This window comes from Citrobacter sp. RHBSTW-00017, from assembly GCF_013797615.1.
In the GTDB taxonomy this organism is placed as follows: Bacteria; Pseudomonadota; Gammaproteobacteria; order Enterobacterales; family Enterobacteriaceae; genus Citrobacter; species Citrobacter braakii.
Genome location: NZ_CP056899.1, coordinates 3,823,176 through 3,836,134 on the forward strand (window position 1 = coordinate 3,823,176; position 12,959 = coordinate 3,836,134).

Annotated in this window: 10 protein-coding genes; 6 read left to right on the plus strand and 4 right to left on the minus strand. The window is 56.9% G+C overall.

The features are described from left to right. Positions 1-3: 3 nt before the first annotated feature. Entirely contained in the window at positions 4-966 is a 963-nt protein-coding gene (gene tauA / locus HV037_RS18595; RefSeq protein WP_103283524.1) for a taurine ABC transporter substrate-binding protein, read from the minus strand. Positions 967-1,222: 256 nt separating this feature from the next. On the opposite strand from tauA, the gene HV037_RS18600 reads away from it, so the two are divergent. The 6 genes from HV037_RS18600 (at position 1,223) to fbpC (ending at position 9,017) form a co-directional block, all read left to right on the plus strand. Beyond that, positions 1,223-1,852, plus strand: a complete 630-nt coding sequence (locus tag HV037_RS18600) for a response regulator transcription factor (RefSeq protein WP_029139427.1) — start codon at positions 1,223-1,225, stop codon at positions 1,850-1,852. Continuing rightward, positions 1,852-3,393 (plus strand): MASE1 domain-containing protein, encoded by a 1,542-nt coding sequence (locus HV037_RS18605; protein ID WP_046275611.1) that lies wholly within the window; start codon positions 1,852-1,854, stop codon positions 3,391-3,393. The genes HV037_RS18600 and HV037_RS18605 overlap by 1 nt, the downstream gene beginning before the upstream one ends. Positions 3,394-3,478: 85 nt before the next feature. Then, complete coding sequence (uhpC, locus tag HV037_RS18610; RefSeq protein WP_103283523.1) at positions 3,479-4,783, plus strand: MFS transporter family glucose-6-phosphate receptor UhpC; 1,305 nt, start codon at positions 3,479-3,481, stop codon at positions 4,781-4,783. Beyond that, positions 4,780-5,811 carry an ABC transporter substrate-binding protein gene (locus HV037_RS18615; protein ID WP_016151983.1) on the plus strand — a complete coding sequence of 344 codons (1,032 nt, stop codon included), beginning with the start codon at positions 4,780-4,782 and terminating at the stop codon, positions 5,809-5,811. Before uhpC ends, HV037_RS18615 begins: the two co-directional genes overlap by 4 nt. 69 nt (positions 5,812-5,880) lie before the next feature. Further along, positions 5,881-7,959: an iron ABC transporter permease gene (locus HV037_RS18620; RefSeq protein WP_047357661.1), complete on the plus strand. Its 2,079-nt coding sequence runs from the start codon at positions 5,881-5,883 to the stop codon at positions 7,957-7,959. An 11-nt stretch (positions 7,960-7,970) separates the two neighbouring features. After that, positions 7,971-9,017 (plus strand): ferric ABC transporter ATP-binding protein, encoded by a 1,047-nt coding sequence (gene fbpC, locus HV037_RS18625; protein ID WP_049270222.1) that lies wholly within the window; start codon positions 7,971-7,973, stop codon positions 9,015-9,017. 69 nt (positions 9,018-9,086) lie between these two features. Here the strand turns inward: fbpC and mmuM are convergent, their stop codons facing one another. From mmuM to mhpT, 3 genes are all read right to left on the minus strand, one after another. Beyond that, positions 9,087-10,028, minus strand: coding sequence for a homocysteine S-methyltransferase (gene mmuM, locus HV037_RS18630; RefSeq protein WP_047497862.1), 942 nt, complete (start codon positions 10,026-10,028; stop codon positions 9,087-9,089). Then, positions 10,015-11,418, minus strand: coding sequence for an S-methylmethionine permease (mmuP, locus tag HV037_RS18635; protein ID WP_103284446.1), 1,404 nt, complete (start codon positions 11,416-11,418; stop codon positions 10,015-10,017). Before mmuP ends, mmuM begins: the two co-directional genes overlap by 14 nt. A gap of 274 nt (positions 11,419-11,692) precedes the next feature. Beyond that, complete coding sequence (mhpT, locus tag HV037_RS18640) at positions 11,693-12,904, minus strand: 3-(3-hydroxy-phenyl)propionate transporter MhpT (RefSeq protein WP_016155816.1); 1,212 nt, start codon at positions 12,902-12,904, stop codon at positions 11,693-11,695. Between the last annotated feature and the right edge of the window lie 55 nt (positions 12,905-12,959).

Here is a 12,959-nt window from a genome sequence, read left to right on the forward strand (position 1 = left end):
TATTTATTGCACGAAGCGATCGGTCACATACTGGCTGTAATCCGTCGCGACGGCGGGGACTTTGCCCTGCTCTTTGAGGAACTGCGCGGTGTCGATAATCGCTTTATTCACCGGGCCGGTTAGCTCAGCGGTTTGCTGTTGTGCCGTCAAATAGGTGTTACCTTTCACCAGGCCCGGCACATCCGCCTCCGGTACACCACTCAAACGCGACAGTTTGCTGATATTCTCCGGCTGTTTCAGCCATTCATCGGGATTAGCGATATAAGGCTGCTGGGCGTCGATGGCGCTTTTGGCAAAGGCTTTCACCACGTCAGGATGCTTCTCGGCAAAATCTTTGCGCACCACCCACACGTCCAGCGTCGGTGCGCCCCACTCGCCAACCTGCGATGAGTCGGTTAATACCTTGCCATCTTTTTCCAGCGCGTTTACCGCAGGCGCCCAGACATAAGCACCATCAATATCTCCGCGCTGCCAGGCGGCAATAATCGCGGGTGGCTGCAGGTTCACAATCTCCACCTGCCCTGCTTTGATACCCCAGTGTTTCAACGCCGCCAGCAGGCTGTAATGGGTAGTGGAAATAAACGGCACGGCAATGCGCTTACCAATCAAATCTTGCGGTTTACTGATGTTTTTCTTCACCACCAGCGCTTCAGAATTGCCGAGTTTTGACGCCAGCAGGAAAACCTCAATAGGCACCTGCTGGCTGGCAGCGACCGCCAGCGGGCTGGAGCCAAGATTACCGATCTGCACATCACCGGATGCCAGCGCACGGACGATGCTCGCACCGCTGTCGAATTTGCGCCAGTCAACGGTAGCCCCGCTCTCTTTAGCAAAGGTGTTATCCGCCTGCGCCACTTTGGCGGGTTCAGCGGAGGTCTGATAAGCAACGGTGACGTTCACCGCCTGTGCCTGAAATGCGATGAATGCCAGTGTGGCAAGTAGTGCGTTACGCGATGAAATAGCCATGATTGTCTGCTCCCCTGTCTTGTTATGGGGGCAGTATTTCGTTGCGGCACAATTTGATAAAGGAATTAAAAATTCTGGCTAATAGCGATCTGTTTTTAGAAAAAAAGCGGCAATGCTTAGCCCGGAAATGCATTTGATTGCAGGCCGGCAAATTATTGCGATTTTGTTACATTCGTTACATATCCGCGCCACGGGGATTGCCAGCGCGGCGCTGGCAGGCATCATAGATGCCATTGTCAGGCAAGAGAGCAAGATCATGATTCATGTTGTGCTGGTGGATGACCATGTGGTGGTGCGTTCCGGCTTTGCGCAATTACTCAGTCTCGAAGACGATCTCAACGTTGCTGGCCAGTACAGCAGCGCGGCACAGGCGTGGCCAGCATTACTGCATGATGACGTCAACGTTGCGGTGATGGATATCGCCATGCCGGATGAAAATGGCCTGAGCCTGTTAAAACGACTGCGGGCGCAAAAGCCCGGTTTTCGCGCCATTATTCTCAGCATCTATGACTCACCCACGTTTGTGCAAAGCGCACTGGATGCCGGTGCCAGCGGTTATCTGACCAAACGCTGCGGGCCAGAGGAACTGGTGCAGGCGGTACGATCGGTTGGTATGGGCGGGCATTACCTGTGCGCCGACGCGCTGCGGGCGCTACGCGGCGGCGAACAGCCCGCGCAGGTACTGGAGGTATTGACCCCGCGCGAGCGCGAAGTGTTTGATCTGCTGGTCAAAGGCGACAGCGTAAAAGAGATCGCCTTCAAGCTCGACCTCAGCCATAAAACGGTGCACGTTCATCGTGCGAACGTGCTGGGCAAACTGCAATGCCACAGCACCATCGATCTGGTGCATTTTGCACTCGACCACCAGTTGCTGACGGGGCATTAATGTCACGCAGCCTTCGTCATTGGGTTATTTCTCTGTTTATTCTGCTGGCCTGGGGATCGGGCTGGCTGATGCTGTGGACGCTGGGGTTTTACCTGACCCACAACGGCCAGCAGGCAGCGCTATTCCTGCCGCACGGCGTCTATCTCGCCCTGCTAATCCTGCTTTCTCGCCGTTACTGGCCCGCGCTGGTACTGCCGCCGGTGCTGATGCTGTTCTGGCTGCACAGCGAGCAATTAGTGAATGGCTATATCCTGCTGGTTGCGCCGTTGATTAGCCTGATCCCGGCGAGTATCGGCCAGTCATACTGGCACCGATTCCCCCTTTACTGGCAGCGCTTAACGTTGCTGCTGGCCGCGGTGACGATCACGTCATTGCTCAATACCCTCCTGCTTTCACCGTTTATCCAAAGCCCGGCAACGTTAATTGGCCTGGCGTCGTTTACCGGCGGCGTGCTGCTGACGCCGTTTGTCTATCTGATCTATGAATTTCTGCGCCAGCAGCACCGCTATCATTTGCTCGGACTGGATACCACCAATCCCCCCCTGCGTACCTCGCTTATCATCTGGTGTAGTCTGTTTTTCATTATCGGCATAGGTACCCAGATGGTGCTGTCACCGGAGATCGAGCGCCTGCTGCTAATCGTGGTGTTCTTACCGAACGTGGTGATGGCGTGGAAATTTGGCTGGCAGGGCGGCGTGTTGTCCGGACTGCTCGGCAGTATGATGATCACCATCGCCCGGCAAATCGGCGTCGGGTTCAGCAATTTACTGGAGCTAGAGATTTTCCTCGCCACCCAGGCGCTGCTGGGCATAGGGCTCGGGATCGCTATCAGCCGCCAGCAGCATCTGGCGCAAAACCTGCACCATTATCGCCAGCGTCTGGAAGCCGAACTGGCAGCGCGACGCGCGCTGACCGAACAACTGATCCGCACCGAGGAAAATACGCGCAAAAGCCTGGCGCGGGAACTACACGACGAAATTGGTCAGAACATCACCGCCATTCAAATTCAGTCGCAACTGGTCAAGCGCGCGCCGGGTCGCGAGCAAACGCTTGAAGCGGCAAATCAGATCAACGACCTTGCCCGGCGCATTCACCACTCCACCCGCCAACTGTTGCGCCAGCTGCGACCGCCCGCGCTCGATGAACTGGCCTTTAAAGATGCACTGCATCATCTGGTGAATGAATTTGCCTTTGCCGAACGCGGCATTCGCTGTTGGTTTGACTATCAGCTTGAAAATACGCCAGAAAATGAAACGGTGCGTTTCACACTGTATCGCCTGCTGCAGGAGTTGCTCAATAACGTCTGTAAACATGCCGATGCCAGCGAAGTATCGATTACGCTGCGCCAGCAGGAACACCGCGTGTTTCTGCACGTCGCTGACAACGGCGTAGGTATTCTCGCGGAGAAAATCCCCGGGTTCGGTATCCAGGGGATGCGTGAGCGGGTCAGCGCCCTTGGCGGCGAACTGACGCTCGAATCGAACAACGGCACGCGGGTAATTGTTAACCTGCCCACAAATTTGCAACAAATCAGCCGTTAACCAGGAAAAAGTCTTAGTCACTGCGGACTTTATCTCATCCCATTTTGCTTTCACTTTCCTATAGTCAGCACAAACGGAGGCTGCCATGCATGCACGTGCATCACGCGAAACAGACCAACAGTACCGGGCGCTACGCCCCCGGCTGCTGATGTGTATGGTGATTGGGTACGCCGCGTTTTATCTGACGCGCAAAAGCGTTAACTACGTCCTCCCGGCGCTGCAAACGGATCTGGGTCTGGATAAAGGCGATATCGGCCTGCTGGGATCGCTGTTTTATCTGACCTATGGCCTGTCGAAATTCACCGCCGGGCTATGGCACGACAGCCACGGACAGCGCGCGTTTATGGGCATTGGCCTGTTTGCCACCGGCGTTTTAAACGTGCTGTTCGCCTTTGGTGAATCGCTGACGCTGCTCCTGGTGGTCTGGACGATGAACGGATTTTTTCAGGGCTGGGGTTGGCCGCCCTGCGCCCGACTACTGACTCACTGGTACTCGCGCAACGAACGCGGCTTCTGGTGGGGCTGCTGGAATATGTCGATCAACATCGGTGGGGCCATCATCCCGCTGATTAGCGCCTTTGCCGCCCACTGGTGGGGTTGGCAGGCAGCCATGCTGACTCCAGGAATAATCAGCATGGCGTTAGGCGTCTGGCTCACCCTGCAACTGAAAGGCACGCCCCGGGAAGAAGGCTTACCCACGGTTGGGGAATGGCGGCAAGACCCGCTGGAGTTGCGTCAGGAGCAGCAAAGCCCGCCGATGGGACTGTGGCAAATGTTGCGCACCACCATGCTGAAGAACCCAATGATCTGGCTACTCGGCGTGTCATATGTGTTGGTCTATCTGATCCGCATTGCGCTGAACGACTGGGGCAACATCTGGCTGACGGAAAGCCACGGTGTGAACCTGCTCAGCGCCAATGCCACGGTAATGCTGTTTGAAGTCGGCGGCTTGCTGGGGGCGCTGTTTGCCGGATGGGGATCGGATCTGCTGTTCAGCGGTCAGCGTGCGCCAATGATTTTGCTGTTCACACTGGGGCTGATGGTCTCCGTCGCCGCGCTGTGGCTGGCACCGGTGCACCACTACGCGCTACTGGCAGTGTGTTTCTTTACCGTGGGCTTTTTTGTGTTTGGCCCACAGATGCTAATTGGCCTCGCGGCCGTGGAATGCGGACATAAAGCGGCGGCAGGTTCAATTACTGGTTTTCTCGGGCTGTTCGCCTATCTGGGGGCCGCGCTGGCGGGTTGGCCGCTGTCGCTGGTCATAGAACACTACGGCTGGTCGGGAATGTTCAGTTTGCTCTCGGTTGCCGCTGTCTTTATGGGTTTATTGCTGATGCCATTGCTCATTGCGGGCATTCCCCCTTCTCTCAGTCAAAGGATAAAACAATGAAACTGACGCTTACCTCTACCCTAATTGCCTCCGCTCTGACGCTGGCAGCCTTCAGCAGTGCTGCTCAGGCGCAGGGTCGTCTGGTGGTATATTGCAGCGCCACCAACGAAATGTGCGAAACCGAAACCAAAGCCTTCGGTGAAAAATATGATGTGAAGACTTCATTCATTCGCAACGGCTCAGGCAGTACGCTGGCGAAAGTGGATGCCGAGAAGAAAAACCCGCAGGCGGATGTCTGGTACGGCGGTACGCTGGATCCACAGTCTCAGGCCGGTGAAATGGGGCTGCTGCAGCCGTATAAATCACCAAACCTCGAACAAATCATGGAGAAGTTCCGCGATCCGGCAAAAGTGAAAGGCAACCTCTCCTCGGCGGTTTATGTCGGTATTCTGGGCTTTGGCGTCAATACCCAGCGCCTGAAAGAGAAAAACCTACCGGTGCCAAAATGCTGGAAGGATCTGACCAAACCGGAATACAAAGGCGAAATCCAGATTGCTGATCCGCAAAGCTCCGGTACCGCCTATACCGCACTGGCGACCTTTGCCCAACTGTGGGGGGAAGATCAGGCCTTTGACTACCTGAAACAGCTCAACGCCAACGTCTCCCAGTACACCAAATCCGGCATTGCCCCGGCGCGTAACGCCGCCCGTGGCGAAACGGCTATCGGCATCGGTTTTTTGCACGACTACTCGCTGGAAAAAGAACAGGGCGCACCGCTGGAACTTGTCTCACCGTGCGAAGGTACCGGTTATGAAATCGGCGGTGTCAGCATCCTGAAAGGCGCGCGCAACCTCGATAACGCCAAACTGTTCGTTGACTGGGTACTGTCGAAAGACGCGCAGGAGCTGGCGTGGAAGAAAGGTAAATCCTATCAGATCCTGACCAACACCACCGCCGAGACGTCCCCTAACTCGCTGAAGCTCGACGACCTGAAGCTTATCAATTACGACATGGATAAGTACGGCTCGACCGACGTGCGTAAAGCCCTGATCAATAAGTGGGTCAGCGAAGTGAAGATGGGTAAATAACCCCAGATTTGCGTTCATTTGCCGGATAAGGCCTTAACGCCATATCCGGCCTGAAATACCGGAACCGCTATGTCACACACACTTGCACTCCATCCCGTGAAAAAACGGGATGCGATATTTCTTTGGATTTTACTCGGCTGGCTGGCGTTTGCCCTGCTGCCGAGCTGGAGCCTGGACTACGGTCTGCTGGAGTCGACGCGCGAAGAAATTCTCGCCGCCTACGGCTGGTCACAGTTCAATATCAGTTGGCTCTGGTATCTGCTGCCAAGCCTGCTGCTGGTGCGCCCGTTCCATGAAGCCAGACGCGAACAGCGCAGCCGCCATTATTTTGACGCGGGCTGGGCGTTTTTCTGTATGGCGTTTATCGTCGCCAGCGCGACTCTTGAGGGGCGCGGCTTAGGCTATGCCACCATCGTGCTGTTTGTGGCACTTGGCGCGATCATGACCCTGGCGCTCACCCGTCTGGAATGGCTGGGTGGCGACCGTTTCGTCATCGGCTCGCTCACCGCGATTGTCGCGCTGATCGGTATTTTTATCGTCTGGCCAAGTATCGCTATTTTCATTCCGATGTTCACCAACGACGCCGGGGAATTTGCTCCGCTGGCGTTTATGAATGTGCTGTCGCAGGCGCATATCATTCAGGTGATCCTCAACTCGATTATGCTGTCGATTGCCGTCGGCGTCGGCTGTACCTTCTTTGGCCTGGTGCTGGCTATCTACACCACCCGTATCGCGAAACGCAGCGCCATTATCGGACGTATTTTCTCGATTCTGCCGATCGTCACCCCGCCGTTTGTTGTGGGTTTAGGCGTAACGCTGATGATGGGACGCTCCGGTTACATCACCGAATTTATGGTCGAATGGTTTGGTTTGACCAACACCAACTGGCTGTACGGTTTTACCGGCATCTGGCTGGCGCAGGTGCTGGCCTTCACTCCGATGGCGTTTATGATCCTCGACGGGGCGATCAAAACCATTCATCCGTCGCTGGAGGAGGCGTCATACACCCTGCGCGCCAGCCGCTGGCAAACCTTTAACGGCGTGTTTGTCCCGCTGCTAAAACCGGCACTGGCAAACGCCTTTTTAATTGTGGTGGTGCAGTCGCTGGCCGACTTCAGTAACCCGCTGGTGCTTGGCGGTAACTTCGACGTGCTGGCAACGCAAATCTACTTCTATATCACCGGTTCCCAGCTCGACTACCAGGCCGCCAGTACGCTGGGTGCCTTCCTGTTGCTGTTCTCGCTGCTGGTGTTCTGCGTGCAGTACATGTGGATTGGTAAACGCTCGTACGTCACCGTTTCTGGTAAATCCTATCGGGGCGACGTGCAGCCGCTGCCGGTAACGCTGGTATGGAGCGTGGTCGCGCTGCTGGCGGTGTGGATTGCCTTTAACGCCCTGCTCTACGGCAGCATTTTCTACGGCAGTTTCACCGTAAACTGGGGCGTGGACTACACCCTGACACTGGCGAACTTTACCAAACTGTTCGGTCAGGGAATGAGCGACGGCGCGTGGCCTTCACTGCTCGACACCCTGCTCTACGCCGGGATTGCCGCGCCGATCACCGCTATCTTTGGCCTGCTGATCGCATGGGTTGTGGTGCGTCAGCAGTTTAAAGGCAAAAAGACCATCGAGTTCACCACTATGCTGTGCTTTGCCGTTCCGGGCACCGTAGCGGGCGTATCGTACATTCTGGCCTTTAACAGCGCCCCGGTATACCTCACCGGCACCGCCGCCATCGTGATTATCTCAATGGTGATGCGTAACGTCCCGGTCGGTATCCGGGCGGGCATTGCGGGCTTAGGCCAAATCGATAAATCGCTGGATGAAGCCTCGCTCAGTCTGCGTGCCGGTTCCCTGCGCACCATTACGCATATCCTGTTGCCGCTGCTGCGCCCGGCGATCCTCTCAGCGCTGATCTACAGCTTTGTGCGCGCCATTACCACCGTCAGCGCCATTGTGTTCCTCGTCACGCCGGATACCCGCGTGGCCACGGCCTACATCCTGAACCGCGTAGAAGACGGCGAATACGGCGTGGCGATTGCCTACGGTTCCATTTTGATCGTGGTGATGCTGGCGATTATTTTCATCTTTGACTGGCTGATCGGTGAATCACGTACCTCCCGTTCAAAAGCCAAAAACCAGGCGTAATGGAGCGCACTATGACTCAGAAAAATTTCGTTGAACTGCGCAACGTCACTAAACGATTTGGCAGCAACACGGTTATCGACAATATCAATCTCACCATTCCGCAGGGGCAAATGGTAACGCTGCTCGGCCCGTCCGGCTGCGGTAAAACCACCATCTTGCGTCTGGTTGCCGGGCTGGAAAAACCGAGCGAAGGACAAATTTTCATTGATGGAGAAGACGTTACCCATCGTTCTATTCAGCAGCGCGATATCTGTATGGTGTTTCAGTCATATGCCCTGTTCCCGCACATGTCGTTAGGGGAGAACGTCGGTTATGGCCTGAAGATGCTCGGCGTGTCGCGCGCGGAGGTGAAAACCCGCGTCAAAGAGGCGCTGGCGATGGTGGATCTGGAAGGATTTGAAGACCGCTTTGTCGATCAGATCTCCGGCGGTCAGCAGCAGCGCGTGGCGCTGGCCCGTGCGTTGATCCTCAAACCGAAAGTGCTGCTGTTTGATGAACCGTTAAGTAACCTGGACGCCAACCTGCGTCGCAGCATGCGCGACAAAATCCGCGAGCTGCAAAAGCAGTTTGATATCACCTCGCTGTACGTCACCCACGATCAGAGCGAAGCCTTTGCGGTTTCCGATACCGTACTGGTGATGAACAAGGGACACATCATGCAGATCGGCTCGCCGCAGGATCTCTATCGCCAGCCCGCCTCCCGCTTTATGGCGAGCTTTATGGGCGATGCCAACCTGTTCCCGGCCACCTTCAGCGACAGATACGTTGATATCTACGGCTATCATCTGCCGCGCCCACTGCACTTTAGCGATCAAGGCGAGGGCATGGTAGGCGTGCGCCCGGAAGCGATCACGCTCAGCGACCGCGGCGAAGAGAGCCAACGCTGCGTGATCAGCCACGTCGCGTATATGGGACCCCAATATGAGGTCACGGTGGAGTGGCACGGACAGGAGATTTTATTGCAGGTCAACGCTACGCGTCTGCAGCCGGACGTCGGCGAGCAATATTATCTCGAAATCCATCCGTACGGCATGTTTGTGCTGGCGGATGCGGCATAAAGTGTTACCCATGTTTCCGGTTCATACCGTATCGCCATCTGGCAAAAATGCCCGATGGCGGCTTACGTCTTATCGGGCCTGGGCCTGAACTTTTAACGCGGCAATATCCGCAGGCGTGGTGCGACAGCACCCGCCAATCAATCGTGCGCCAGCGGCCTGCCACTGTGGCAGATAATCCGCCAGTTGCGCACAAGACTCACCGTGATGATGCCAGGTTTTGCTCGCGGCATCGTACTGCTCGCCCGAATTCGGATACACCACCAGCGGCAGCGCCGTTAAGCCGTGTAAATGCTGCAACGCAGCGGTGGTGTTTTCCAGCGCAATGCAGTTAATGCCTAACGCCACCACCTGCGGATAATCCGCCAGCAACGCGACCACGTCACGCAGCGGCGTACCGTCGCTCAGGTGCTCGCTGTCACGCAGAGTAAATGAGAACCAGGCTCGTGCACGCGGGTACGCGGTCAACAGCGCAGCCAGTGCGCCAATCTCGACAAAATTAGGCAGGGTTTCGCAGGCCAGCAGATCGGCCCCGGCATCCAGCAATGCTTCCACGCGCGGGCGATGAAACGCCTGGAAAGCCTCGGCGCTGCGCTGGTAATCGCCACGGTATTCAGAGCCGTCCGCCAGATACGCGCCGTAAGGTCCGACAGATCCCGCCACCAGCAGCGTGCCCGCTTGCGGGTTCTCTGCCAAATACGCTTCACGCGCTTTACGCGCCAGCTCCACGCTTTTGCCAATCAGCGCTTTCGACTGCGCTTCATCCAGGCCACGCGCGGCAAAGCCCGCCGGTGTCGCCTGATAGCTGGCGGTGATCGCGCATTGCGCCCCCGCCCGGTAATAATCAAGATGCACTTCGCGGATAAGCTCCGGGTTTTCTACCAGCACTTTGGCTGACCACAGGCTGTCGGCTAAGTTACACCCTCGCGCTTCCAGCTCCGTCGCCATCGCGCCATCCAGTAACAGGACATCCTGTTTCTCAAGGAGAGCGCGTAACGGATTATTCTGCGACATGTTCTGGCTCCTGTTTTGCGTTACGGGGTTGAGTAAGGAAATATGCACCATAGCACAACGCAACAAACGGTAACCCGCACCACAACGCAATTCTCTGCGCTGGATCGAATGCCAGCCCCACACAGGCCACCAGACACAACACAAATCCTAATACCGGCACCAGCGGATACCACGGCGCACGATAATGTAATGCACTCAATGCCTTACCCTGTTGCAGATGACGGCGGCGAAAAACAAAGTGCGAGGCGCAGATGCTCAGCCACACCGCCACCACCGCAAACCCAGAGATTGCCGACAGCGCGACAAATACCGTGTCCGGGGCCACCACGCTGGAAAACAGCGCCAGTACGCCGCCGAGCATACTGACCGACAGCGCCGTCAGCGGCACGCCGTTTTTCGTTACTCGCGCAAAACAGACTGGCAGCGTACGTTCATTCGACAGCGACCAGAGCATGCGCCCGGAGGCATACAGCCCGGAGTTCGCCGCAGAAAGAATGGCTGTCAGGATCACGAAGTTAAAAATATCGGCGGCGTACGGAATACCTACCTTCTCAAATACCAGCACAAACGGGCTTTTCTCCACGCCCGCCTGCTGCATCGGGATCAGCGCCGCCAGCACAAACACGGTGCCGATAAAGAAAATAATCAGTCGCGCGATGGTGGTACGAATCGCCACCGGGATCACCTTGCGCGGATTTTCCGTTTCACCGGCGGCAATACCGATAAGCTCAGTTCCCGAAAAAGCAAAGTTCACCGCCACCATAGTCATCAGGATCGGTAAGCCACCATGCGGGAACCAACCTTCAGCCGTGATATTACTCAGCCCCGGCGCGGGCGAGCCATCCTGCATCGGGATAAAGCCAAAAATCGCCGCCCCGCCGAGGATAATAAAGGCGATGATAGTGACCACTTTCACCAGCGAGAACCAGAACTCCCCTTCGGCAAATAAGCGCGTGGAGATAACGTTCAGGCCAAAAATAATCACACAGAACACCACGCACCAGACCCAAACTGGCACCAACGGAAACCAGTACTGCATACAGAATCCGGCAGCGGTAAAACTCGAACCAAGCGCCACGGTCCAGGTCAGCCAGTAGAGCCAGGCCACGGTATACCCCGTCGCCGGGCCGAGATAGCGCGCGGCATAGACGTGAAACGCCCCGGTCTCCGGCATCGCGACCGACAGCTCGCCCAGACACTGCATAACCAGCCAGACCACCAGCGCGCCAATCAGATAGGCCAGCAGCGTTCCCGCGGCCCCGGTAGTGGAGATGATGTAGCCGGTATTGAAGAATAACCCTGTGCCAATCACGCCGCCTAAGGAGAGCATAATCAGGTGACGCGTTTTCATCGTGCGCTTCAGTGGCGCATTTTGTTGTGTTGTTTGCATATAACCTTCCAAACGTATGGACATCTAAACATCCAAAGAAGGTTTGTTATACCGCGTTTGTTAACACAATGCAAAGTCAACCCTGCACCAGACGCAGATGACCGCGCCGGGCGCTTAATATCGGGTGGGGGTTAATTATCAAATATAAAAAGGGCCGCCAGCTCATAACGCCTCCGTTGCCAGGCTTTATATAAACTCTGGCAACGTCATCGCCGACTGGCGTTCACCCGGAAGTGGGAACCGTATCTCCCCACTCATACAACCGAACGATTGCTTATGAGCCACTGGTCGGGATCGGCATCTGCGATTTACGGCTCATCAGGAAAAATACCGCCAGCCCTGCCAGTAAAATGCCCGGCGCAGAAGCTGCCATCACGCCTACCGTTCCAGTGCCGAGCGCTAACATTTTTCCTGCCAGCAGCGGGCCGCTCATCGCCCCCAGACGCCCAACGGCGACGGCGGTACCCACGCCTGTCGCGCGGATCTGCGTGCTGTAAAACAGCGGAGCCAGCGCATACAGCACGCTTTGTCCTCCAGTGGCAAACATCCCCGCCACAAATCCAGCCATCAGCATACCGCTCAATGACGACACCGTCCCCAGCGCCAGCAGCGAAGCCAACATCCCGGTGTAGATCAGAAGCGACATGACCACCGGGCGCAGTTTGTCCATTAACGCCCCGAGAATTAACGTGCCGCTGGCCGCACCGATTTGCAGAGCAAACATCACGCCAGCCGCCTGCGAGGGCTGAAAGCCCTGCTCCACCAGCAGCATCGGCAGCCAGTTGATCAGCATATACACCACCAGCAGGGTGAAGAAATAGCACAGCCACAGCAGCAGCGTGGCTGTCGCGGTAGCAGGTGCGAACAGGGCGCGCAACGGCGCGGCGGCCACCTGCGTTTGCTGGGCATAAACCTGTGATTCTGGCAGCCAGCGCATCAACAACGGCACCAGCAGCAGCGGGATCACTCCGCCAACCCAGAACACCGTTTGCCAGGCTGCGGCCAGACCGCTAAACCCGAGCGCCGCCGCTAACGCCGCGCCAATCGGCACGCCACAGTACATCAGGCTCACCGCCGTACCGCGAAAACGCGGGCCCGCCGCTTCGGAGGTCAGCGCGATCAGATTCGGCAACGCCGCGCCCAACCCGACGCCGGTCATCAGACGGGCAAACACCAGCGACGAGAAATCCCAGGAAATCGCCGTCGCCAGCGAGAACAGGCCGAACAGCGCCACGGAGGCAATAAGAATACGCTTGCGGCCATAGCGATCGGCCAGCATGCCGCCCACCAGCGCGCCGGGCAGCAGCCCGAGAATGCCCGCACTGAAGATCCAGCCCATCTGCATTTTATCCAGCGCAAACGCCTGGGCGATACCGACGGCAGCGATCCCGGCGGCCTGTAGATCCAGCCCTTCCATCAGGGCAACTAAAAAGCAAAGCCCGACGGTTAACGTCAGGCGGTAAGATGTGGGGGTACGGGTAGTCATAAGATGTACCTCTGAGGTCACGATGCAGGTGAGTCGCGGCTGATACGTTGCCAGC

Bases quoted from the DNA above. Each gene is read 5' to 3' on its own strand.
- uhpC (WP_103283523.1), top strand. From the start codon at position 3,479: ATGCATGCACGTGCATCACGCGAAACAGACCAACAGTACCGGGCGCTA.
- HV037_RS18605 (WP_046275611.1), top strand. From the start codon at position 1,852: ATGTCACGCAGCCTTCGTCATTGGGTTATTTCTCTGTTTATTCTGCTG.
- HV037_RS18600 (WP_029139427.1), top strand. From the start codon at position 1,223: ATGATTCATGTTGTGCTGGTGGATGACCATGTGGTGGTGCGTTCCGGC.
- HV037_RS18615 (WP_016151983.1), top strand. From the start codon at position 4,780: ATGAAACTGACGCTTACCTCTACCCTAATTGCCTCCGCTCTGACGCTG.
- fbpC (WP_049270222.1), top strand. From the start codon at position 7,971: ATGACTCAGAAAAATTTCGTTGAACTGCGCAACGTCACTAAACGATTT.
- mmuP (WP_103284446.1), bottom strand. From the start codon at position 11,418: ATGCAAACAACACAACAAAATGCGCCACTGAAGCGCACGATGAAAACG.
- HV037_RS18620 (WP_047357661.1), top strand. From the start codon at position 5,881: ATGTCACACACACTTGCACTCCATCCCGTGAAAAAACGGGATGCGATA.
- tauA (WP_103283524.1), bottom strand. From the start codon at position 966: ATGGCTATTTCATCGCGTAACGCACTACTTGCCACACTGGCATTCATC.
- mhpT (WP_016155816.1), bottom strand. From the start codon at position 12,904: ATGACTACCCGTACCCCCACATCTTACCGCCTGACGTTAACCGTCGGG.
- mmuM (WP_047497862.1), bottom strand. From the start codon at position 10,028: ATGTCGCAGAATAATCCGTTACGCGCTCTCCTTGAGAAACAGGATGTC.